This window comes from Enterococcus sp. AZ109, assembly GCF_051714625.1.
In the GTDB taxonomy this organism is placed as follows: Bacteria; Bacillota; Bacilli; order Lactobacillales; family Enterococcaceae; genus Enterococcus_A.
Map to the genome: position 1 here is coordinate 424,328 of NZ_JBIOSF010000001.1, position 22,414 is coordinate 446,741.

22 protein-coding genes are annotated in these 22,414 nt (G+C 39.9%); 6 read left to right on the plus strand and 16 right to left on the minus strand.

The window, feature by feature from the left end:
• Positions 1-235: 235 nt before the first annotated feature.
• The 5 genes from IGI42_RS02050 to IGI42_RS02070 all read right to left on the minus strand — a co-directional run bounded on the left by IGI42_RS02050 (position 236) and on the right by IGI42_RS02070 (position 6,522).
• Complete coding sequence (locus IGI42_RS02050; RefSeq protein WP_438713971.1) at positions 236-2,797, minus strand: LuxR C-terminal-related transcriptional regulator; 2,562 nt, start codon at positions 2,795-2,797, stop codon at positions 236-238.
• 32 nt (positions 2,798-2,829) lie between these two features.
• A complete protein-coding gene (locus tag IGI42_RS02055; RefSeq protein WP_438713972.1) occupies positions 2,830-3,792 on the minus strand; it encodes an ABC transporter permease in 963 nt (320 codons plus the stop codon).
• Positions 3,789-4,529, minus strand: coding sequence for an ABC transporter permease (locus IGI42_RS02060; protein WP_438713974.1), 741 nt, complete (start codon positions 4,527-4,529; stop codon positions 3,789-3,791). Before IGI42_RS02060 ends, IGI42_RS02055 begins: the two co-directional genes overlap by 4 nt.
• Positions 4,530-4,545: 16 nt before the next feature.
• Positions 4,546-5,481, minus strand: coding sequence for an ABC transporter ATP-binding protein (locus tag IGI42_RS02065; RefSeq protein ID WP_438713976.1), 936 nt, complete (start codon positions 5,479-5,481; stop codon positions 4,546-4,548).
• Positions 5,482-5,589: 108 nt separating this feature from the next.
• A complete protein-coding gene (locus tag IGI42_RS02070) occupies positions 5,590-6,522 on the minus strand; it encodes a helix-turn-helix transcriptional regulator (RefSeq protein WP_438713977.1) in 933 nt (310 codons plus the stop codon).
• A 128-nt stretch (positions 6,523-6,650) separates the two neighbouring features.
• On the opposite strand from IGI42_RS02070, the gene IGI42_RS02075 reads away from it, so the two are divergent.
• The gene (locus tag IGI42_RS02075) at positions 6,651-7,292 is read left to right on the plus strand and encodes a type 1 glutamine amidotransferase family protein (protein ID WP_438713979.1); all 642 of its coding nucleotides are present in this window, start codon (positions 6,651-6,653) and stop codon (positions 7,290-7,292) included.
• 283 nt (positions 7,293-7,575) lie between these two features.
• Entirely contained in the window at positions 7,576-8,112 is a 537-nt protein-coding gene (locus IGI42_RS02080) for a ClbS/DfsB family four-helix bundle protein (protein WP_438713980.1), read from the plus strand.
• 420 nt (positions 8,113-8,532) lie between these two features.
• Here the strand turns inward: IGI42_RS02080 and IGI42_RS02085 are convergent, their stop codons facing one another.
• Complete coding sequence (locus IGI42_RS02085) at positions 8,533-10,470, minus strand: FAD-dependent oxidoreductase (RefSeq protein WP_438713982.1); 1,938 nt, start codon at positions 10,468-10,470, stop codon at positions 8,533-8,535.
• A gap of 125 nt (positions 10,471-10,595) precedes the next feature.
• Here IGI42_RS02085 and IGI42_RS02090 point away from each other — a divergent pair, with 125 nt between their 5' ends.
• Positions 10,596-11,843: a PucR family transcriptional regulator gene (locus IGI42_RS02090; RefSeq protein WP_438713984.1), complete on the plus strand. Its 1,248-nt coding sequence runs from the start codon at positions 10,596-10,598 to the stop codon at positions 11,841-11,843.
• Between the two features lie 138 nt (positions 11,844-11,981).
• On the plus strand, positions 11,982-12,344 hold the full coding sequence (locus IGI42_RS02095; RefSeq protein ID WP_438713985.1) for a hypothetical protein: 363 nt from the start codon (positions 11,982-11,984) through the stop codon (positions 12,342-12,344).
• A 37-nt stretch (positions 12,345-12,381) separates the two neighbouring features.
• Here IGI42_RS02095 and IGI42_RS02100 read toward each other — a convergent pair whose 3' ends face one another.
• From IGI42_RS02100 to IGI42_RS02115, 4 genes are all read right to left on the minus strand, one after another.
• Positions 12,382-12,873: a GNAT family N-acetyltransferase gene (locus IGI42_RS02100; protein ID WP_438713987.1), complete on the minus strand. Its 492-nt coding sequence runs from the start codon at positions 12,871-12,873 to the stop codon at positions 12,382-12,384.
• A gap of 594 nt (positions 12,874-13,467) precedes the next feature.
• Positions 13,468-13,677, minus strand: coding sequence for a hypothetical protein (locus IGI42_RS02105; protein WP_438713988.1), 210 nt, complete (start codon positions 13,675-13,677; stop codon positions 13,468-13,470).
• A 3-nt stretch (positions 13,678-13,680) separates the two neighbouring features.
• Positions 13,681-13,995, minus strand: a complete 315-nt coding sequence (locus IGI42_RS02110) for a hypothetical protein (protein ID WP_438713989.1) — start codon at positions 13,993-13,995, stop codon at positions 13,681-13,683.
• Positions 13,988-14,227: a helix-turn-helix transcriptional regulator gene (locus IGI42_RS02115; protein WP_438713991.1), complete on the minus strand. Its 240-nt coding sequence runs from the start codon at positions 14,225-14,227 to the stop codon at positions 13,988-13,990. The genes IGI42_RS02110 and IGI42_RS02115 overlap by 8 nt, the downstream gene beginning before the upstream one ends.
• A 211-nt stretch (positions 14,228-14,438) precedes the next feature.
• Here IGI42_RS02115 and IGI42_RS02120 point away from each other — a divergent pair, with 211 nt between their 5' ends.
• Together IGI42_RS02120 and IGI42_RS02125 are read left to right on the plus strand one after the other, a co-directional pair.
• Complete coding sequence (locus IGI42_RS02120; RefSeq protein WP_438713992.1) at positions 14,439-14,711, plus strand: AbrB/MazE/SpoVT family DNA-binding domain-containing protein; 273 nt, start codon at positions 14,439-14,441, stop codon at positions 14,709-14,711.
• Complete coding sequence (locus tag IGI42_RS02125; RefSeq protein ID WP_438713994.1) at positions 14,705-15,052, plus strand: type II toxin-antitoxin system PemK/MazF family toxin; 348 nt, start codon at positions 14,705-14,707, stop codon at positions 15,050-15,052. The genes IGI42_RS02120 and IGI42_RS02125 overlap by 7 nt, the downstream gene beginning before the upstream one ends.
• 94 nt (positions 15,053-15,146) lie before the next feature.
• Here IGI42_RS02125 and IGI42_RS02130 read toward each other — a convergent pair whose 3' ends face one another.
• The 6 genes from IGI42_RS02130 to lpdA form a co-directional block, all read right to left on the minus strand.
• Positions 15,147-15,890: a hypothetical protein gene (locus IGI42_RS02130; protein WP_438713995.1), complete on the minus strand. Its 744-nt coding sequence runs from the start codon at positions 15,888-15,890 to the stop codon at positions 15,147-15,149.
• A gap of 127 nt (positions 15,891-16,017) precedes the next feature.
• A complete protein-coding gene (locus IGI42_RS02135) occupies positions 16,018-16,935 on the minus strand; it encodes a sensor histidine kinase (RefSeq protein WP_438713997.1) in 918 nt (305 codons plus the stop codon).
• Entirely contained in the window at positions 16,922-17,611 is a 690-nt protein-coding gene (locus tag IGI42_RS02140; RefSeq protein WP_438713998.1) for a response regulator transcription factor, read from the minus strand. Before IGI42_RS02140 ends, IGI42_RS02135 begins: the two co-directional genes overlap by 14 nt.
• Positions 17,612-17,684: 73 nt before the next feature.
• Positions 17,685-18,443, minus strand: a complete 759-nt coding sequence (locus IGI42_RS02145; protein ID WP_438713999.1) for an ABC transporter ATP-binding protein — start codon at positions 18,441-18,443, stop codon at positions 17,685-17,687.
• An 11-nt stretch (positions 18,444-18,454) separates the two neighbouring features.
• On the minus strand, positions 18,455-20,770 hold the full coding sequence (locus IGI42_RS02150; protein WP_438714000.1) for an FtsX-like permease family protein: 2,316 nt from the start codon (positions 20,768-20,770) through the stop codon (positions 18,455-18,457).
• A gap of 231 nt (positions 20,771-21,001) precedes the next feature.
• A complete protein-coding gene (gene lpdA / locus IGI42_RS02155) occupies positions 21,002-22,408 on the minus strand; it encodes a dihydrolipoyl dehydrogenase (RefSeq protein ID WP_438714001.1) in 1,407 nt (468 codons plus the stop codon).
• Positions 22,409-22,414 lie beyond the last annotated feature (6 nt).

A 22,414-nucleotide genomic window follows, 5' to 3' on the forward strand; every position in this document is an offset into this window, starting at 1 on the left:
ATGTATTTGGTCAATTAATGAATAGAGACTGCGTTCTTTGACAATTCTATAATGAAAAGAACTTAGTCACCAGAACTTTATTCTAAAGTAATTACTTATGCTAGCACTGCCTAAGAATAAGAGCGTATATAGATTGTGGTATTTGATAATTAATGATTCAAATCATTCATTTTTTCCATTGCTTGATAATGAGACAATTTCTTTCGGTATTCAGCCGATTGATTTGGAGAAATGACTATTCATTCAAAATACCCAACCGCCGGGCTTCTTCAATCGCCTGTACCCGACTATTAACTTCCAACTTGCGGTAAATATTCAGTATGTGAGTTTTCGTAGTTGCTACAGATATATAGAGCTTAGCAGAAATTTCTTTGTTAGTAAGTCCTAACGCCAACTCGTTAAGAACATCCATTTCACGATGACTTAGTATTTGCACTTTGCCCAACTGCAGTAGCTTCAAAATTTTTTGATGGAATAAGCGTTCTTCGGTGTTTAAATTTTCTAACAGCTCGTTGCCCATTTCTTTGATCAAGCAACTTAATTCCTTGCGATAGATGAAAAATTCACTTAGGATTTCGTATTCGTTACCGTAATGAATGGCTTCGTGGTACAAATTGCAAAGTACTCGTTTATTAATAGCTTGCTCCTTTAGCAGCAGCTCAATTTTTAGCAAATCGGCGCCGATGATCCGTAAATAAATCCGTTCTTTACGGCAAATTTCTAGTAAATCATCGGTGATGCCTCTTGCTTTTTCATTTTGATTCCCAGCTGATAGTAGCATACCGTAAAATAAAGTATTACTGATAGATAGCTGTTTTTCTTTCTTGTAGTCACCAATAAGGTCTTCTTGTTTTTCGACAGATAGTTGATCACTTTTCAACATATAGCGAAGCAGACCTGAATTTGTTCTGGGATTTTGATAATAATCCGTTGAAAAGAGTTGCCGGACGACTTCTAAAGCCGCTTCGGTTTCATCCTTCAGGTACAACAGCACAGCATAATTGTAGAGATACGAGGCCCGCATGTGGGGATGCTTTTGCCGTGTTAATTTTGCCAAGGATGCTTCGGCTTCTGCGAGCGCCATTTTTTTCAAATAGACACCTGCGATGGTTAAGTCAAAACTCAAATGATAGTTGGCTGTTTCCTTCCCACCATTACTGTAATGACCCAATTCATCATAGGTACCAAACAACAAATGCAGACTTTGTTTAAAGTCACCGATTTCTTCATAAATTTGAGCGAGAAAGGTCTGACTCATGTAATTGATAAAAAAATCGCCGCTATTTCGATTTAACACCCGACTTTCATAGACATATTCTAGGGCTTTGCGAAAATCATTGGCGTAATATAATATCATGGCGCCCTTTAAGTATAAAAAGGCTTTAGACACATTGTTCAACGGCAAGGCTAGAATTTCTTCTTTGCTAAGTACGATCCTTTGCATCTGTTCAAAGTCGCTTCCTAAAAGCAACCGCATTCCATCAAAGGCACCGATTTCTTGCAAATCAGGATAACTTCTTTCTAGCTCAGCTATCAGTTCCTCTAATTTTTTATAATCTAATCTAATGTAGTAATAGAATAATTTCTGAAAAGCAAAGTCGATATTTTTTGTCGCTATTTCATCAGGCACTTGTTGGATGTAGAAAGTTGTTCGCAGGTTTTGCGGCTGGTTCACAATGATTTCCATTATTTTAGAATAATCCTTTAGTTCCAATAGCAAACTTAGGCACTCATCTAAATAGCCGGCTTCCCGGAAAACAGCGGCACCGACAGTCAGTTGGGCATTGATTTCTGATTGCGGTTGCTGCATAAAGGTTTCCACGAATGCCTCCCGCAGTAAGGGATGATAGGTAAAACGTTCCTTTTCACCGCTTAGAACCGTTAGCATCAAATTCTGCTCCTGCAGTCTTTTTAGCATCTCTGAATAAACGATATCTGGGAATACGGCTTGACTTAACTCGGAAAAAACAAAGGGATAATACGCTGTGTGAATCAGAAAATTACGTTCTTTTTTTGGCAGGTTATCCAATATTTCTTTAGCCAAATAATCTGAAACGATGCGCTTAGCCTGATTCCCCCGCTGTTGATTAGAAAAATCACTGGACAACAATAGCAGTTGTAAGCCGCCTAACCAACCATTGGCCTTAATCACCAATTCTTGACGAATTTCCAAAGACAAGCTGCCAAAGCCATTCAACGTAATCAATTCATTGGCTTCCAGGTCTGACAGCAGAAAATCTTTTTCCGTCAAATACTGGAGGTCTTGCTCCAACATTAATTGTCCCAAATAAACAGCTGGCTTATACCGAGTAATAAGCACTAAATGCAGGTTCATTGGCAGCGCTGCGATAAAGACATCTAACGAATCTGCTATTTGCTTATCAGTGACGAAATGAAAATCATCCAAGATGAGATAAATCTCCTGATCCTGCGGCAATAACTCTACTAGGAACAGACCAAAATCGGTAAAGCTGCCCGCTTGCAGACATTGTTGAAAATAATCATAAGCTGCATCCTTTTCTCCAGCTAAAAAAGAGCTGGTAGTTTCCAGTATGTAGCTCCAGAAAGTCGTAGAATCATTGCTTTCGTTGGCTAAGCTTAACCAGCACCATTGGCTTTCCTTTAAGCTGGTTAGAGCTTGCCTTAAGCTCGAAGTCTTACCATGACCTGCACCGGCTTCCAGGACCAGCACTTTTTTATCAAAGCCCCCCTCAATCTTTCTGATCAGACCAGCTCGAGTGATGCTATTCTTTTTTAACACTGGCGGTGTAATACGGCTGCTGACTAATTTCTTCATAGAGTGGTCCTTTCAGTAGTTACTTTTTATAGCTATCGTAAGTACGTTCGGCGATTTTTTGTGATGGCGATGGATAAGAAGATGCCGCTAAGTCCTAGCAGGTAAACGATCACAAGATAATTGCTTTGAATGCTTTCGCCGCTACTAACGTATTCGACTAGTTGCAAAAATTGTTTTTGCGGTAGCATATTGATTATACCATTCCACCAGTTTTCTTCATTACTTAGGGAGAAAAAACTTCCCGAAACCAGACTGGTTATCACTAAAATCATGGAGCCAATCATACTGGCTTGGTCGCCATCTTTAAAAAAAGCTGCATTGCATAAGGCAAAGCTGGTACCAATCAGACAAATTAACCCAATCAGAAATACGTAGTTAGCTAAGGACATACCTAGGTCAACAGAGAACAGCCTATCAGCCAAAACAAAGATCAGAAAAGTCGGAACAACTAATAGGCAAAATAGAAAAATAACATAGGATACAAACAACTTTCCTTGAGAAAGGCCACTGGCAATCATGCGCTCCATCAAGTGCCGCTCTTTGTCTTCGGTATAAACAAAGGTATTGGTCACGCCTGCCATTAACAAGAACATCAAAATATAGCCTAAAATACGAGATGCTTTACTCTGCTTTTTTACCGCCGAAGCACTGCTACCACTCTCGCCTGCTACCATCATTTTCAGACGGTCCTTAAAAGACTGATCTTTAAAAGTGGTAATTTCAGGTTCCCCACTGGAAAAATCCACCACAGCATCATACTTGCCCATAACCAAATCGGACGCTGGCGGCACGGTCTCTAGTTTAGTAATTTTCAACGAATCCGACTGAACCATTGATGGATTGTTCCCCACGACGGCTAAATTTAAATTCGCCTGAGTACGATTGTTTAAAAACAACGCTAGCCCGAACGCCACCACGATTAGTCCCACCATCATCAGCAGTCGGGCTTTCTTTTCTTGCGCTCTTAATAGATGATTTTTCATTAGTTCTATCATAAGTACGCCTCTGCTTTAAAGGCCATTTGTGAAGCAAAAACCAAGAGCACTGATACGATCCCGATTCCAGCTAAGGTAATCAGAAAATGTTGGCTATTATTGTCATAAATCAGTTGGAACGCCATTTGAACGACTTTTGAAACAGGCAATGCTTGGCTTATCTTCGAAAATGTTTCACCTAAAGCGCTCGCCGGAAATAACAGACCAGCAGTAATCGCAACTATATTGGTAATGATACTCAAGATTTGATTAGCTACTCCTTCACTTTTAAAGATGCAACACATCAATACTCCTAAACTGCTGCTGGCAAAATTTGTACCAGCAAATAGCAGCCATAGTTTGAAGATTTCTGTTCCATAGTTCACTTGAAACAAAAACATCAGCACACATCCAATGAAGGTGTAGAAAATTAGCGTATAGAAAAAAGTTGCTAACGTCTTAGCTAGAGGAACTTCCCACTGACTGATGGGGGTGTATAGACTGCGCAGATTGGCTTGCTTGATCCGTTCCTCCATAAAACTATTAGCCGAAAACGTGCCTGTATACAAAGCCGAGTAAAACATCAGGGTGACACCATAATAATCATAGCTAGTGAAATTGCCGCCATATAGCCCCTTCGTCATAAAACCAATAATCGAAACTAGCAAAAATGGAAACCCTAAGCAAAACATCAGCCAAGTCGGGTTCAATAACAGATTCATAAAGTCTCGTTGAATCATTTTTACAAAGCGATACATCCTTCTCTCCCCTTTCTTAATCTCTTAACGAACGCCCTGTCAAATCAAGAAAGACGGTCTCCAAATTGTCTGTTTGAATCGCAATATTTTGAATTTTCTCTTTTCGTTGAAGCAAAGACTGAATAATATGATCCAGATTTTCAATCCCTTTGATAGCAGTAATCGTTAAATCATTTTGGGAAAGCGAAATATCTTTGATCCCTTCAATTTGATAGAATTCATCAAATGTTTGGGTATGGGGAGCCTCCAGTTCAACCAGAATTTTACGTTCTTGGTTTTTGCCCTTCAGCTCCTCTTTGGTCCCTTCTGCGATAATAGAACCATGATCCATAATAATGATCCGGGTAGAAATCTCCTCCACCTCTTCCATATAGTGGGTTGTGTAGAGAATGGTCATGCCGCCAGCTTGCATCTTTCGAATGGACTGCAAGATATGATTGCGGGATTGGGGATCGATCCCGACTGTTGGCTCATCCATGATTAAGAGTGTTGGATGATGGGCAATGGCGCAGGCGATATTCAACCGCCGCTTCATTCCGCCGGAAAATGTCCGAGCTTTTTCTTTGCGATGCTCCAACAAACCGACAGATTCCAGCGCAAAGTTAATTCCTTCTTTTAAAGCTGCTCCTTTTAATCCGTACAACGAGGCGAAGAAACGGACATTCTGCTCAGCACTCAAGTCTTCATAAATGGCTATATCCTGTGGTACCATCCCGAGCTCTGCTTTGAAAGCTTTTTTTAGCTGCTTGATGGACTGCCCTTTGTAAAGAATTTCACCTTGGTCAAAACTCAGTGAACCGCATAGCATATTGATGGTGGTGCTTTTGGCTGCACCGTTTGGACCTAGCAAGCAAAGAATCTCCCCTTGTTTGATTTCAAAAGTGATGCCATGCAAGACTTCTTTTTTATCATAGGCTTTGGTTAGTTGCGTAACTTTGATTAATGGTTTCATAGTTGTTGCCTCCTTCGATACATTCATCGTACAAAAAAACACCCAAAGATGAATCAACCATATGGCTGATTTCTCCTTGGGTGGAGGGATGAGTGGAGAATTTGATTTTTAATTTTCATACAAAGCAGCTATCGCTTGAGCCTTGCGTTTCATTTCTGCTCGGACATGGGGCGGCTCTAAACACTCGCATTTGTCGCCCAAACTGAACAGACTATTATAGTAGTAATCATTCTCGATAAAAGGAAAGTTTACGATATAATGCTCGTCTCCATCTGGCGTAAACTCTTCAAAGGGACAAAAATCTAGCACTCCGTCCATCACTGATTGGTGAATCCGAATTTTGATGGTTGTTTGCATTGTCGCCATCATATCCGTCATGTCCAGCTGCGGTTTTTGATATTCTCGTGGGGTGAAGTATTCCTGTTTTAGTTGCAGGTTGGATATACGAGTTAGCTTAAACAAACGATAATCACTTCTGCTGCGACAATATCCTTGAAAGTACCAATGACTATTTTTTAACACCAACTGATAGGGCTCGACTGTTCGTGTGGTTTTATTGCCTTGGCTGTCAGCATATTCAAAGGTCACCAGCTGATTCTCCTGCAAGGCGTTTTTGATCGTCGCTAAATAGGCTTGAATGTTGCGATTACCCATCCAAGGACTTAGATCGATGGAAGTTTGATTGGTTTTTAGTTCAATATCCTTTGCGGCGGTGGCTGGTACAAAGCTTTTTACCTTCGCAAGAGCATTTACCAGCTCGTCACCTTGGATTACGTTGGACAGACTAGACAGTCCCGTTAATAGAGTCGAAAGATCATCCGTGGAAAAGACCTTACGATCCATTTTATATTTTTCCATAATTTCAAAGCCACCGCCCACACCTGGAGTTGAGCGAATCGGAATCCCTGCTAGGTTGATTGTGTCAATATCCCGGTAGATGGTACGGGGCGAAACTTCAAACATCTCTGCCAATTCTTGAGCGCTTATCCGCTTTTTATCGAGGAGGATCATGATGATGCTGATTAGCCTGTTAACCTTCATTTTGTGGCCGCCTTTCAAAAGTTCTTCTACTTAGTTTAGATTGTTGCCATACAGGTGTCAACAATTGCCAAGTATACTGAATTTAGAAACAAGGGGATTTACTTATATAATGAAAATGGAGGAAAATTATGTCGACAATTTACGTTTATGTTCTTGAAGGTTTAGCTGATTGGGAATGGGGGTATCTGATTGCGGAGTTGAATTCGGGACGCTTTTTCAAAAAAGATGCACCTCAAGTTTCCCTCAAAATGGTCGGAAGTTCTAAAGAGCCATTCAAAACGATGGGTGGACTGACGATCGTACCTGATTGTCTAATTGATGAAATTATTGTGAGCAAAACAAATGTCTTGTTGTTACCTGGGTCAGATACATGGAACAATTCGAAGCATACCGCTATTCTTAAAAAAGCAGTTGAATTTCTAGATTTCGGTGCTCTGGTGGGTGCAATTTGCGGAGCTACTGCTGCTCTTGCTAACTTTGGATTATTGGATACTCGCTCACATACTAGCAATGGACCCGGCTTTCTTGAAATGGTGGCACCAGAATATAAAGGAATAAGTTTTTATATCGACCAGCCATCTGTAACCGATAGTAATCTTATCACTGCTAGTTCTACAGGAATTTTACTTTGGACGAGACAGATCATTGAGTATTTAGATGTTTTTCAACCAGATACACTAGCTGCTTGGTATGATTATTTTCGTACAGGCGATGCCAACCATTTCTATGCTCTGATGCAAAGTTTGCCAGCAAGGGCTGAAAACGAATAGCTTTTTTGGAAGGAATTAGCTGTGCTACTGCTGATGTACAGATAAGCGATACTCGTTAACATAAAAAGCCCGCTGACAAGTCTGAATATCCTGCTGTCAGCGTTCGGTGCCGCAGCAATCGACGGATAAAATAAGTAATAGCCAGTAGTTTTCTGTTTTTTTGTTTTTCCTTGACCAGCACGTTACGTATTGGCTTACAATAAGAATATAAGTTAGATGGGTTGAATCTCATCATCTAACGCTCTGCAAAATTATCTTATCAGAACTCAAGGAGGAATTCTCAATGGCAAGACCGACTACTAAGAGCGACCTAATTCAAACAGGAAATGACTCGTTTAACAAATTAATGAATCTTTTGGACTCCATACCAACTGATCACGTAAATAGAACGTTTACTTTTGATGTGTCTAAGGAAAAAGGTGCCCACTGGGAGAGAGACAAGAATCTTCGGGATGTATTAATCCATTTATATGAATGGCATCAGCTGCTGCTTAACTGGGTGAATGCGAATCTTGCAGGAATTGAAAAACCGTTTTTGAAAGAAGGCTACAATTGGAAGTCTTACGGTGAGATGAATGTTGAGTTTTGGGAAAAACATCAAAATACTTCCTATGAGGATGCACTAGTTTTGTTGAAAGAAAGCCATGCTGCAGTCATTAAGCTGGCCGAACCATTTTCAAATGGTGAATTGTTCACTAAAGGCATGTTTCCTTGGGTTGGCGGAAGTACTTTAGGCAGCTATTTTGTTTCTGCCACCTCCAGCCACTACGAATGGGCAGCGAAAAAAACGCGAAAATTCAAGAAATCCTTGAAGTTCTAGCAGTGATTTTTATCCTATGATATACTACTAATACCTTGGCAGGGGCAATTCGTATTGCTTTAGCATCGAGCATTTCTGGCTCGATGTTTTTTTGTTTTAAAACAGCTTTAGCCACGATTTTTTTCTTTTCTTCAGATAAAAAATAGATGACACTAATCATCACGAAGAAAATACCGATTACTTTGAAAAAATGCTGCCAACAACAACCGCAGCCCTGGTAAGGATAAAATAAGCCACCGCAATCATCAGATGCCTACTACTAAATTTTTGCTTTTCCATAATGCAGAACTTCTTTTAATTTGCGATAGTAACCGTGCTAATTCTGGTAGATAACTTGAAATTCAAAGATACTTAGCTGCAAAAAAAGTGTATGCAATGGACGTCTTTCCGCCATTTCATACACTTTCAACTTTAATTTAATTATCTGATTGCCCAACCGGCAAAGAATCCGCCTCGAACTGCTTCAGCAACTTGTCCAATTTCATCACAATCGCCGACTATAGCGGCATTAGGATATTTGTCCGCAATTTTGTTGGCTGCATCACTTAAGCTTTTTGTACCGAAGGAGGTAATCACAGTATCTGCAGTTAATTCTTCGATAACATTGTCGTGTTCTACAACGATACTACCTTCTCTAAATTCAGTGATTTTATGCCCCGTTTTCAGTTCTACCTTGTAATCTTCTAATTTGAAAAGCAATGGATTACGATTATCCAACAGAGCATTTGGTGCAATCTCATCTAACATCTCAACGATTGCTACTTGTTTTCCATCCATGGCCAGCTCCAGAGCACTATCACAGCCTGAAAGTCCGCCGCCGGCTACGATTACTTTATCCCCTTGGATTTTTTCAGCATTTAGATGAGCTTCCATTACATCGACAACATTTGGAAGATCAATTCCTGGAATGTTCGGTTTGATTGAAACTGCTCCGACAGCGATGATTACTTCATCGGCTTCAGCCAGTTCAAGCGAAGCTTCGGTAATTTCTTTGTTGTAGACCACTGTAACACCTAACTTTTTCAATTGCCGTTTTTGCCATTCCACAAATGCCCGCAATCTAGATTTGAATGGCGGAGTTAATGCTGCTACTAATTGACCGCCTAATCGATCGCTTTTTTCATAAATGGTTACAGTGTGTCCCTTAATTGCTGCCACACGAGCGGCTTCCATCCCGCCAGGTCCACCTCCAATAACCGCAACCGTTCGTTTGTTCTCAGCTGGAGTTAATGGATAATTCGCTTCAAAAACAGCTTGCGGATTGATGGCACAAGAAATGACTCGGTTTTGATACAAACGTCTAACACAAACTTCATTACACAACAAACAAGGTCTAACATCTTCTCGCTGATTGTTTTTAAGCTTATCAGGCATGTCTGGATCGGCAATCACTTGGCGACCAAACATGGCAAAATCAATTTTTCCATCGGCAATTAACTGTTCTGCCGATTCCGGTGTATGACTTCCCGCATTCAAGACAGGAATATCTACGACCTTTTTAATCTCATAAGCGGCTTCAGCCATACAAGAATCTCCAGCATAAATGGCCGGCACTACCCATTGTTTTCTTTCGTAACAGCCTAGATCGATATCTAGAGCATCAACGCCTAAGTTTTCTACATATTTTGCGATTTCGATACTTTCTTCCAAGGTTCTTCCGCCATCAAAATCGTGGTAAGCAGCCATTCTCAGTAAAACTGGAAAATCTGGTCCAACTTCTTCCCGAATCACTTGATAAATTTCTCTTACAATTCTCATTCTGTTTTCAAAGCTGCCACCGTATTCATCCGTCCGTTTGTTCCAAGCAGGTGTCATGAACTGGTCGAGAATATAGCCGCTGTGGGCATGAATTTCCACCGCATCTGCTTCTGCAACAATGGCGTTCTTTGCAGCAATTCTAAAGCTTTCAATGATATCTTTAATTTCTTCAATCGTAAATGCCCGACACAACTGATCTGGAAAATAGAAGGATGGCACTTCAGACGCGCTAACCATTTGATCATCTGAAAATGGGAAGGCATTTCTTCCTAAGCCGCAGCCCAATTGAATACAGACTTTACACTGGTGGGCATGAATTGCTTCAGTCAGCAATGCCCAGCCTTTCATTTGCTCGTCGGTACCAGCCGTCGTGATGTAATCGATCCACGGATCAGTCTTGTTGGTGACGTACTGCACCTCTGTGATGATCATTCCTAAACCACCTTTGGCACGTGCTTCGTAGTAATCCAGCTGCGCCTTTGACGGCGTGCCATCTCGATTTTCAGAGAAGGTCCCCATCGGTGCCATTACCATGCGATTTTTCAGCTTCAGTGTCCCAATTTGTCCCCGTGAAAATAGATTTGGATAATTCGTCTTCATACGCTACTCCCCCTTGTTAATTTATTAACATGAGTAAATTCTAGCATCTGTTTTTCTCGCAAACAATGTGCAGGATAACATATCTGTGATACTATAATAGTCAAAATGCACTCAGGAGGACGACCATGAACGCGAAATTCATCGAAGATAGCAAATTGAGACTTTATGATTCTTTTCACAATTCAAGAGATATGATCGATTTATTACATACTGCTGCAACCCTTTTTGAAAACCCAATTATTTTGACCAGCTCCAGTTATCGCGTGATTCATATGAGTAACCCAACTGGCCAGCCTTTTGATGATCTAGTTTGGAATGATGCTGAAAAATACGGATATTGCAGTGCCGAGTCCATTCGCTTGTTCCGAAGAGACGGTGTGACCTCCTCTGTTCATGAGAATGATCAGCCAGTGTTTATCGATTATAGTGTTGGTAAAGAGGTTCCAAGAATTATTCAAAAGTTGAAGGGGGACAATAAAATCATTGCCTACTTTGGCCTATTCCAAGCAAACAAACAAATTTCGGAAGAAGATATTATTTTAGTTGAGATTTTATGTAAGATTTTAGAAGTCGCATTTGCAGCCTCTCGCTATGAAGATCTAAGCTTAAGCAATCATATTCATGAAAGTATTATGTTGCAACTGCTGGAGTCTAGAATTCCTCGAAATGAAGTGTTCCAAGAACGCCTTACTGCTGCTAACTGGCATACTAAAAAGCTGTTTCATTTAATCTTTGTGCCATTGAAGAAAGATGATAGTAGTGTCTATTACGATCAATACTTACAGCGAAAGATAGATGAAACGGTCTCTATCAGCAAGAGCGTGATTTATAACGAGAATGTTATCCTAGTGATTAATTCGGACAATGAACGAGAGCTTGATAGGGCTAAGAAGAAAATCAGTACCTTGCTTAAAAAGAACAATCTTGCTGCCATATGCTCTCCCTTATTTACAGACTTGTACGACTTGCCTATTTATTATCATCAGGCTGTAGACACTTTTCATGTACTTAATATTTTAAAAAAGAATAAATTTGGTTTGATTGATGTCAATGATTTTCTAGTCAGTACGCTTCTGTACAAACTGCCTAAAGACATCAATTACGATTTATACTTATGTCAGGAATTTAAGATTATTCGAGAATATGACACGATTCATCAGACCAATTTTGAAGAAGTACTCGTCGCCTATCTTGAGAATAGCTGCAATATCCGGAAATCTGCTGAGTGCTTGTATATTCATCGAAATACCATGCAGCAAAAACTCAAGCATATTGGAGAGTTGATTGGTGATGTGAATGAAGGAGAATTGCTGCTGAAATTTTATCATTCCAGTAAGCTGTTTCGTTGGGCGGAAAAATTGGAAGAGCATTAGTTTGAAGTGGTTAAGCTACAGTAAACCTTTAGTAAGGTAAGACTTTTTCACAAAACCTGAATATGCTATACTCATGTTCCAAAAATTTCATTCCATAAAGCAACTAAACTATTGTTGAATGATAAGGAGAACATTTTAATGAATAAAAAGATCCCAACCTGGCTGCTATTAGCCATGAGTACTTCCGTATTTGCAGTTATGTCCATCGGAACGAACGTATTTCGCAATTGGACTCTATTTTCGTCTTTGGTTTTATTAGCTATAGTAGCAGCTTCGAGTGTTTCTGTTTATTTGATTGTTCATTCTTTTCCCCGAAAGAATCAAGTTTCTTTGTTATCCCTACTAATCATTTCACAAGTTGGTATTTTGTTATTGAATTATTTGCTGTACAACTATGTTGGTGGGATTATTCAGATAATCTTTGGACTTCTGGTGGTGTATTTTGCAACAAAATGGTGGGAATCGCTTGATAGGCATTATCGAAAAACTTCTATTGGCTAAATGGTTATAACCAAAAAAACCGACTAATTAGCCAGCTCTATAAATCTAACACCATATTGTACCAAATTTCCCCTGCATGCTGAGAATCTGATATACCTTCTATTTGGTATCCATTTTTTTCGTAAAAAGGAATCACGTTTTCTAAACAGGTCAAAGTTATTCCTGCTCTATCATGTTCTTTAGAGACTTTTGCCAACTCTTTCAGCAGCATGCTGCCAATACTAAATTTCCGATAATTGGGAGCAACTGCAAGACTAAGAACAGACTGATACCCTCCAGTCTTGGGATTTGGAATCGTCTTTTCAAATAATTCGTCGTACAGGTATCTCTCTGGTATGACCGGTCCGACAGCGTAGCCCAGCGGATCATCTTCCTCGTTTACCGCTACGATGAAGCTATCCCCTATTATCCTAATCCGTTCAAGCATAGCTTCTCTTGTAGCAGCTTCCTCTGGAGAAAAGCCAGCATTTTCAATTGCCATAATGTCATCAATATCTTTTTCAGTCGGTGTTCTAAATTTAATCTTCACATGATCACTTCTTATCATTATTTCCAAGATGGATATAAACACTGTAACACACTAGGGAAATTATCCGAAAAACAGATTTGTCTTTCTGTTTACAGGCCTGCCCAAAATTCCTTAAAAGATTCAGACCTTCCCCAATCACAGTTGATTCTTGTTCTTTTGGATGTATGATTGCCGACGATATCGATGGGGTACATCGTTACCGCTCTGTAGTGTGGTTTCACCCTTTTGCCAAACTTTACTGTGATGTGACGCCTATCAAAGTCTTTCTTTTCTAGACCGAAAAAAGTCACCGCTTCAAGTCGATTTCTTCCAACTTTGATTATTGTAATCTGTCCGATTAAAACCCAACAAAAAAATATGATTGATAGCGGGAAGAACAACCAAAAACTTATGCGCTCTGCGTAACCATATTCGTAAGCGTGGGTACACCAATATACTAAAAACCCAGGAAGATGAGTGTTCGTATTATCTGCCTGATGTTCCATACAATGATTTTTTTCATAATAACTTCTCATTATAATACTTTATCTTAAGAATATAGCATTGTATTTAGGATGTAAATGAAATTTGAGATGTATCGATTATTTTGGGCAGCTAATCTTCAACTTCATCATGATTTTTCGCTTCATCTTTCTTAATCCGTTCTAGTTCGTTTTCGATAAATTTATCCAATTGCTTTTTTTGAGTACTTTCTTGATTGACATCAAGAATTTGATCTATAGCGTCTTGTTCCAAGAATTGGCTTAGTCCTTTAGCTAGATCCTTTGCTTGTCTCATGACGAAGTCTTTCTCATATTCAGCCATTTGCTACCTCACAAACTTTACATATTTAGCACTTGCGAAGAACAATCCAATTAGCGCAGCAATCACAAAATTGGCACACAAGAATAATTTCCAATTATGAACCGTATAAAACAACAATCCACTGTTTAACCCACAATTGATCAAGAGAACTATCGCGGCGGTCTTGTAAGCCAATAAATCGGATCGTTCGTCGTCACCCATTTTAAAGAAAATCAGAAAAACGCTGAGAACTATTACTGCAGCAGCCAAACACATAAAAACAAGCAGAGTATTTGATAAACTAGGACTGCTGTTAATCCATTGATCAAGATTATTCATTAGTTGTTCCTCCATCCTCTACATACTGAAATATTTCATCAATATCAACGTTGAAAAATTTGGCGATACGACACGCTAAAATCAATGAAGGTACATAATTTCCTTTTTCCATCACAAAAATCGTTTGCTTTGAAACCCCGACCTGCTCAGCAAGTTCCCGCTGAGAAAGCCTTGCAAGCACTCTATGCTCATAGACTTTATTTACAATAGAGTCATTCAACTGTTTCTTCACTCGTCCTCACCTCACACCTCCACCATAAAGTATTTCTATACTAAAGTAAAGTAAACTTATACTGTAATGGTATATTTAAATGCGGATGACTACCTGTAATTAATCTGCAGCAATAAATTCACTATCAAATCATGACGAGTGTATATACATAATTATACTAAAATGATACAATAAGTTTATACATAGTATAAACATGAGAGGAGAAATCATAATGGAAGAACGGTTAAATGTTAAAAAATGGGGAAATAGTAATGGTGTTCGATTATCAAAAAGTTTGATGATGTTTTTGGATATCAAAACGAATGATACCTTGTCAGTAGTAACTGAGGAAACGGACGGCAAAAAGAGACTTATCATTGAAGCTTTAAAGGAAAATACCCCTGAAGAAATTACTATCAATGAGCTATTTGCAGACTATAATGCGGAGGGGATTCGCACAGAATTGCAAGACTTAGGCGAATCAGTAGGTAACGAAAAATGGTAAGAACTCCCATGCAAGGTGATATTCTGTTATTAAATACCGCTCCACGTGCCGGACATGAACAAACCGGCAGTAGACCCTATATTGTTCTAAGTCACAAAGTTATTGCCGAATATTCAAAAATTGTGATCGTCGCCCCCATTTCAACTACGCTCAGGAACTATCCCCTTTACATTGAAATAAAACCAGAGCATGGAATGAAAACAAAAGGAAAGGTAATGCTGGATCAGCTAGTAACAATTGATTACGAAGCTAGAGAGTGCAAATTTTTAGAAAAAGCAAATGAATCTTTTCTTAATGAGCTGCTAGTTAAAGTGAAAGCAGTGTTTGAAAAGAACAACTAAACTGATGATTATTTCAACATTTTCAGAGTCCAAACCTAAAAAAATAGGGATCAGCTTACCTGCCCTGATCCCTATTTCTATAAAATTTATAAGCTTACACAAAAATAAACAAGACACTGGAACAAATTGTCCCAATCAAAAAGGACTTAATACTCCCCTGATTTCCATCCGGCAGCTCGAACTTAATAATGTTCATCAGCATCGCCCCGGTAATAAACGCCTCAATCGACAGAACGACAGAATAAGGCAATTGGATTAAAAGTGACAACGCGGCTCCAACGACAATACTTAAAGAAAGTACGTAGCGGCCCCGTATGTAATACATTTCTCCATGATGATGACTTAACGACCAATCATTCATTAAAAAGTGCAGGCCAAAAGCGACAAAATAAGTCATAATATGAAAGTGACCAGAAAAAGTATTTGCGATCACCAAATAACCGATCATAACGTTATAAATGGCATAAAAAGAGATATCAGACCAAAAATAGGCAATTTCAGCACTAGTAAGATCACGCTTTTCCACGATCGCAAAGTTGTGTTCTTCCAATTTGTACATAACGTATGAAATGACTAACCCCAACAAAACAATCGCATAAATCGTGTGTGTGTAATGTATACCTGAATCCCAGCCGAATTCATCAACCAGTACCGATTGCGAATACGCTAGCTGCGGTAGCAGATGAATGATTGCATACGATACGCCCACACCGGCTGCAAAAGACATCATAAATTCGGCATTTAGCTTATTCAACAAAAAGTACCGAGATCCTAAATGAATGACGACAAAGCCGATAACCACCAACAGATTCATCAGATTTTCTTCCAAAACTTCCATAACCTTGCTACTCCTTTTCCCTAATCACCTTACTTTTTCGTTTATCTCTTTTAATTATAAACGTTCAAGTTATTGGACTGTCAATAAATATGACTAGGTGGAGAGCGTTAGATCTCAGCTATATATATCACTCCATAAGATTAATAACAAATTTTTTCACATATTCACCATCATTATGGCTTAAATCGATAGTGAAACCATGTTTTTCGATAATACTCTTAGTGATTGCTAATCCTAACCCGCTTCCTTTGAAATTACGTTCAGTTTCATTTTCACTAACAAAGGGCTCAAACAGACGCTCACGTTTAGTCGCAGGAATCGGTGTACCGTTATCAGCGAAAATAATCGTGGCGTTACCCTTCGCCTGACCGATAGAAATTGTTAACTTAGTTTGAGGTGGGTTGTGTTTACAGGCATTGACAATCAAATTTGAAAAAACACGTTTCATTTCTGTTTGATCGATTAAACAATAGAGCGGTTCTTCAGGTAAAGTTAAGACTAATTCGATTCCGTGTTGTTCTAATAGGTCATAATTATCCGCTATTGTCTCTTTTAGCAGATAGCTGATGTCTGCTGTTTTTTTCTTCAACACATACTCAGCAGAATTCAATTTAGTATAATGAAACATCAAATCTAGCAGTTCATTAGCAACCACTGACTTTTGATAGATAATTGCTGAGACCTCTTTTGTTTCCTCTGGTTTTACGATATCCTCGCATAAAGCTTTAGAAAATCCAGTAATACTAGTTAAGGGTGTTTTTAGATCATGGGCAATATTAGCGAAAAGGGTACTTTGCTCTTTAGCCAGCTGTTGGCTCTTTTTGGTAATTTTCCGATCCAGACTGCGATAGAACAAAAAGGAAAACAGCACAATAGATAAGATTTGCAATACTCCGCACACCGGCATGATAATTAGCCGGTACTCCTCTGGAAACTGCGGTGAAATGACTCCGCTGAATAATTCTTCCAACAAAGAAGTCGTGATAGTCAGTCCAAAAAAGTAAGCGACAAAAGCCTTTAATATTGCTCGCTTAAGATCCTTCATTTGCCACCTCCAATCGATAACCCAATCCCCGAATTGTACGAATACGTTCGTTGCCGATTTTTTCTCTTAGTTTACTCATCATGACACGAACATTGTTATAGCCGGTTAAAGAATCCTCCCAGCCATGCGCATAAATTTGTTCCTTGGTAAATACACGTCCCGGCTGCTCCATCAGCAGCTTTAATACGCGAAACTCTACTGCCGTCAGTTCTATTGCTTGACCAGAAACAACTGCGAGACAGCAATGAAGATCCAGCTTCAAATCCCCCACCACCAATTCAGCCCCAGAGTCTTTTCCCACAACCCCCAACCCATGGTACCGTCGTAGTAACGCCTTCACCCGAGCAATGGCTTCATGAGGATCAAAGGGTTTTGTCAAATAATCGTCCGCCCCTATCTCCAAACCGAAGATCCGATCGGAAGCTTCTACGCGAGCAGAAATGACTAAGATCGGCATATTACTCACTTTTCTAACAGTGCGAATCAGCTCGAAGCCATCTATCTTTGGCATCATGACGTCTACAATCAATAAGTCAATATGATTTTTGTGAATAATCTCTAGGGCTTGCTCACCATTGTAAGCCTCTAACAGTGTCATCTCTTCGCTTTTCAAATACATCTTCAACAGCTTAATAATCTCTTTTTCATCATCAACATGCAAAATCGTATACGTCATTTTTCCCAACTCACCCTGCCTAATTTCTTTACTAAAAGTTTATCACACAGCCGATAAAAAATTGCAGCTATTTTTAGATTTCAGTCTTAACCACAGTTTGAGTAACCAATTCCATACGACGCTCTAACGCTTGATTATTAAATTTCCCTAGATACAGCTCATCTATCAGCTGACCGTCTCCCACAAATAGCACCCGTTCACTTTGAGCAGCAACTTTAGCATCATGGGTCACAATAATAATCGTTGTTCCTTCTGCGTTAATTTTCGACAGAATAGTCAAAATCTCCTGAGCGGCTTTAGAATTTAATGCCCCAGTAGGTTCATCACCAAAAATAACTCGTGGTTGACCCATCAATGCCCGACAAATGCCCGCTCGCTGCAGCTGTCCGCCAGAAACCTGATTGATTTTTCGATCCTTTAGTTCACCAATGCCAACTTTGCTCATTAAGTCCTCCGCCCTCTTTGCCAAATCATCCATGCTACTCGCTTTTTCTTTCAGATTAGGTAGAATGATATTGTCGATAATAGACAAGTTTTTCAAAAAAGTCGGCTGCTGGAAGATAAAGCCCATCTTTTGTCGACGTAAATCCGCCAACTCTACCTCATTCATTTGATTGATGACTTGATCATCAAAGATAACCTCCCCAGAATCAATCGTGTCCATGCCGCTGAGAGCGTACATCAAAGTGGACTTACCCGAGCCAGATGGCCCCATTATCGCTACGAATTGTCCCTCTTCGATTTGGATATCTACGTCTTTAAGTATTTGAACCTTTTCCAAGCCGTCGCCAAAACTTTTAATTATTTTTTTCCCTTGAATCAGTGTTTTCATTTTCATCATCCTTAATCTTTCAAATTCTCGGCAACTTCGATCTCGCCGGTACGGTTGGTTACAAGTTTTGTTGCTAAAACAGTGGTTATAATCATTAGTAATGGGCAACCTAGGTAAATCGACAGACTCCCGGTAAAACGGACAGAACTTAAGCCCATAAAGGACACCAATACTCCTGCCATCCCTTTACCCACTGTCATCGCTAATATTGCTCCGGTAAACAATCCCAGTACCAAGATCACAATACTACGAGTCAAATACTGACTGGCCAAATCCTGATTGGTAAAACCAAGAGCCTTCAAGGTGGCAATTTCGCGTTTGTCTTTGGTCACCAGCAGCTTCATAAATAAGGCAGTAATTAATCCTGTAATCAACAAAGCAGTAATCATCGCCCCAATTGCGGCTACTAATAACGAGCGTACAGTTGGTCCAATGGTCTGCTCTCGAAAGGCGGGAACACTGTTGACCTTTGCAAAAGACAGGTCCCTTTTGTATTGATCAGCCTTAGCTTCCACATCAACATTAGGTTTCAAATGGACATAGACGTTGGTAAACATTTTTTCCGTTTCCTCATCCTTAAAGCAAGCTTTTGCCGTTTTCCCTCCATTAAAGGTATTAGTGTAAATACCGCTTACAGTCAGCTGCTTTTCCTTGTCATTTTGAATAATCGTTAAGGTGTCTCCTACCTTCTTGCCATATTCTTCCGCATTAATCGTTGATAATGCGATCTCGTTTTCAGCTATGGGCGCTTTACCTGCTTGATAATCCACCGGGAATTTTTGATGATTGCCTAGTTCAATCCGCAAAATACCTTCCGACTTTGTTTCTTTAACATTGAAGCTTTTTGCAACAATTTTATTGTAGTCTACAACAGTTGGATCATTGGCTAAAAGCTGTTCAATCGCCTGTTCTTGATCCAAGCTATTCGGCGAATCATACAAACTAGCTACCACATCAACATCTTCACTGTAACCAATGTATTTAACAAATGAGTCATCAGAAATTGTATGATAAGTCATCCATGGCACAACCATGATAAAAGAAGAAATGATAAACACTAGCAGCATTGTCACATATATTTTCTTCCGGTTGACAATATCGATGATCCCTAAGCGCATATTGTACGAAAGCATCTGCAGACGTCTTAGATTAAAGCCGGTTTTGCTGGAAATTTTCTCATTGGCTCCACTAAAACGAATCGCCTCCACTGCTGAAATCTTTTTAAACCGGTTCAGCAGTAACGAAACATACAAAGTCAGCAGACCCAGCACGATGCAGACTCCAGCAATTGCTAGTAGCTTACTTAAATATTCATTGTTGCTTTCACCAAAAGTCAGCTTGATATTTTCAAGCAGAATGTTGCTAAGTGGCAATGAAATCAAGTAACCCAATAAGCTGCCGATAGCTGCAATGGCAACATATTTGGCCATATAGATTTTCTTGACGTCACGTACTTGCATCCCGATGGCCTTCATTACACCAATTTCTTGATAATCCGCCTCGATCTTCGCTAATAACGTAAATCGAATGCACAGGAACGTCATCAAAACTACCAGTAAACTGACTAACAATAAAATTGCGATCAGCATACCGTCAGATATCGCACTTGCTAGGCGGAACAATTTGTAAGTAGACATCGGCCCATTCATCTCCAAGTTCGCTTTGCGATAAGCCGCTTCAAACTCATTGAGCTTAGACAAATCTTTTAAGCGAAATTGAATCATATGCTCAGGCGTACCGGATGGAACCAGCGCATCATAGTCTTCCTGGTGGACCAAAAAGCGTTTCGATCCGGTCATGGGCGAGTTCATCATGCCATCTCGGACAAAACCATCCACCTTAAACGCTCTGCCTGCAATCGTCACTTTGTCACCGAGCTTTGCGGTACCTGCCTTCTTCAAGGAGATAGGTACATACATCTCACCTGGCTTCGGAAAAATTGGCTGATTGTTCTCATCCAGCAAATAGTCCATCTGCTTGTTTTGGGTTGCCAAGCCATTGTCATCAACATTGTCGGAAAAGTTGTACTCCCCCACCTGAATTTTCGATCCTTCAATGTTTAAAAACATTGAATCTTCATAACGATCCACATTGTCATTATTTTTAACGAACGCCTGCATCCGATCCTCATCCAGATCCCCGGTATGCATTTGCATCAAATGAGGAACCTCGGATTTTTCTAGCAAGGTATCAATCGCCCCCGACAAATTGATACTAAGGATGATTGCCAAAGCCACCAACAAAGCTGCTACCGTGACAAACATCGTTGTTGTAATCGTGATTAGCTTGCTTTGCAGCACGTCATTTTTTATAATTCTAAAATACATCTTGTTCACTCCTAACTCCTTTATAATAAGAACTGTCTCTACTATAACCAGCCAAGGTTTTCTGAATGTACAAGAAGTGTTAACTGAATATTAAAATAAATGAAGAAGATTCCACTTAACATTAGACAAAAACGCTGAAATAGTATCCTGATTAAGAAAAATCCAAGCTTTCAATGTAAATAAAAAAGCAGAAGACACCAAGCGGCATCTTCTGCTTCATTAAATCTGCTATTAAATATGAATTGGCATTCCCAACGCTAGCTCGGAAGCGTCCATCACAATTTCACCTAATGATGGATGTGGGTGAATGGTCAAGGCGATGTCTTCAGCATTCATACCTGATTCGATCGCTAATGCTAATTCTGAAACCATGTCACTGGCACCAACACCAGCTAATTGAGCACCGATAATCACGTTGTCTTCAACAGTAGTTACTAGGCGGATAAAGCCTTCAGTTTTAGCAAGTGACAAGGCACGTCCGTTGCCAGAGAATGGGAATTTGAAGGCTTTTGCTTCAAGTCCGGCTTCTTTGGCTTCTTTGATCGTCATACCAACAGAAGCTAATTCAGGATCAGTAAAGGCAACAGCTGGCATTGCTTTGTAATCCACGGCTACTTTCTTGCCAGAGATGGCTTCAGCAGCGATTTTTGCTTCGTAGCTGGCTTTATGAGCTAAAGCAGCTCCTGGTACAACATCCCCAATTGCATAGATATTTGGAATATTGGTACGACCTTGGTTGTCCACTTGGATCAAGCCGCGTTCGTTCATTTCAACGCCTGCTTGCTCTAGTCCCATGTCGTTGGTGTTAGGTCGGCGACCGACAGTTACCATTACGTAGTCTGCTTCGATGGTTTCTTCTTTGCCATCCACTTCATAACGAACACTTACGCTGTCGCCATTGTCTACAGCTTCGCGGGCCATCGCTGAAGTGATGATCTTGACACCTTTTTTCTTGAAGTCATCTTCGACAATTTTCACCATGTCTTTTTCATAAGTAGGTAAAATTTGTGGTGTTCCTTCAATAATTGTTACTTCTGAACCTAGGTTAGCATAGGCTGCACCTAGTTCAGCACCGATTACGCCGCCACCAATGATGACAAATTTTTTCGGTACTTCTTTCAACGATAAGCCACCAGTTGAGTCCAACACACGTCCGCCAAATTTGAATCCTGGGATTTCGATTGGGCGAGAACCGGTTGCCACAATGGCATTGTTGAATGAATAAGTTTGCGCTGAATCTGGATGGATTACACGCAAAGTTTTGTCATCTACGAAGAAAGCTTCTCCTTCAATAATTTCAACTTTGTGTTTTTTCAACAAGAATTTCACACCAGAAGTCAATTTATTTACGACTCCGTTTTGTTTCCATTCTTGGGTTTTTTCAAAGTCTAATTTTACGTTTTCAGTAGTCACACCAAAAGTAGAAGAATCTAGGGCTTCTTGGTAATGGTGTCCAGCTGAGATTAGGGCTTTTGAAGGGATACATCCGACATTCAGACAGACGCCTCCAATAAATTCCCGTTCAATAATGGCCACGGTTTGACCCATTTCAGCAGCCCGGATAGCGGCAACATACCCGCCAGGTCCGGAACCGATAACGACTGTATCTAATTCTATAGCAAAATCTCCAACTACCATGTTTCT

What these genes read in the sequence shown, in the direction of transcription:
- IGI42_RS02135 (WP_438713997.1), bottom strand. Translation starts at nt 16,935, where the DNA reads ATGAAGGATCTTAAGCGAGCAATATTAAAGGCTTTTGTCGCTTACTTT.
- IGI42_RS02070 (WP_438713977.1), bottom strand. Translation starts at nt 6,522, where the DNA reads ATGAAGGTTAACAGGCTAATCAGCATCATCATGATCCTCCTCGATAAA.
- IGI42_RS02050 (WP_438713971.1), bottom strand. Translation starts at nt 2,797, where the DNA reads ATGAAGAAATTAGTCAGCAGCCGTATTACACCGCCAGTGTTAAAAAAG.
- IGI42_RS02090 (WP_438713984.1), top strand. Translation starts at nt 10,596, where the DNA reads ATGAACGCGAAATTCATCGAAGATAGCAAATTGAGACTTTATGATTCT.
- IGI42_RS02125 (WP_438713994.1), top strand. Translation starts at nt 14,705, where the DNA reads ATGGTAAGAACTCCCATGCAAGGTGATATTCTGTTATTAAATACCGCT.
- IGI42_RS02055 (WP_438713972.1), bottom strand. Translation starts at nt 3,792, where the DNA reads ATGATAGAACTAATGAAAAATCATCTATTAAGAGCGCAAGAAAAGAAA.
- lpdA (WP_438714001.1), bottom strand. Translation starts at nt 22,408, where the DNA reads ATGGTAGTTGGAGATTTTGCTATAGAATTAGATACAGTCGTTATCGGT.
- IGI42_RS02140 (WP_438713998.1), bottom strand. Translation starts at nt 17,611, where the DNA reads ATGACGTATACGATTTTGCATGTTGATGATGAAAAAGAGATTATTAAG.
- IGI42_RS02110 (WP_438713989.1), bottom strand. Translation starts at nt 13,995, where the DNA reads ATGAATAATCTTGATCAATGGATTAACAGCAGTCCTAGTTTATCAAAT.
- IGI42_RS02080 (WP_438713980.1), top strand. Translation starts at nt 7,576, where the DNA reads ATGGCAAGACCGACTACTAAGAGCGACCTAATTCAAACAGGAAATGAC.
- IGI42_RS02060 (WP_438713974.1), bottom strand. Translation starts at nt 4,529, where the DNA reads ATGTATCGCTTTGTAAAAATGATTCAACGAGACTTTATGAATCTGTTA.
- IGI42_RS02065 (WP_438713976.1), bottom strand. Translation starts at nt 5,481, where the DNA reads ATGAAACCATTAATCAAAGTTACGCAACTAACCAAAGCCTATGATAAA.
- IGI42_RS02130 (WP_438713995.1), bottom strand. Translation starts at nt 15,890, where the DNA reads ATGGAAGTTTTGGAAGAAAATCTGATGAATCTGTTGGTGGTTATCGGC.
- IGI42_RS02150 (WP_438714000.1), bottom strand. Translation starts at nt 20,770, where the DNA reads ATGTATTTTAGAATTATAAAAAATGACGTGCTGCAAAGCAAGCTAATC.
- IGI42_RS02085 (WP_438713982.1), bottom strand. Translation starts at nt 10,470, where the DNA reads ATGAAGACGAATTATCCAAATCTATTTTCACGGGGACAAATTGGGACA.
- IGI42_RS02095 (WP_438713985.1), top strand. Translation starts at nt 11,982, where the DNA reads ATGAATAAAAAGATCCCAACCTGGCTGCTATTAGCCATGAGTACTTCC.
- IGI42_RS02075 (WP_438713979.1), top strand. Translation starts at nt 6,651, where the DNA reads ATGTCGACAATTTACGTTTATGTTCTTGAAGGTTTAGCTGATTGGGAA.
- IGI42_RS02145 (WP_438713999.1), bottom strand. Translation starts at nt 18,443, where the DNA reads ATGAAAACACTGATTCAAGGGAAAAAAATAATTAAAAGTTTTGGCGAC.
- IGI42_RS02120 (WP_438713992.1), top strand. Translation starts at nt 14,439, where the DNA reads ATGGAAGAACGGTTAAATGTTAAAAAATGGGGAAATAGTAATGGTGTT.
- IGI42_RS02105 (WP_438713988.1), bottom strand. Translation starts at nt 13,677, where the DNA reads ATGGCTGAATATGAGAAAGACTTCGTCATGAGACAAGCAAAGGATCTA.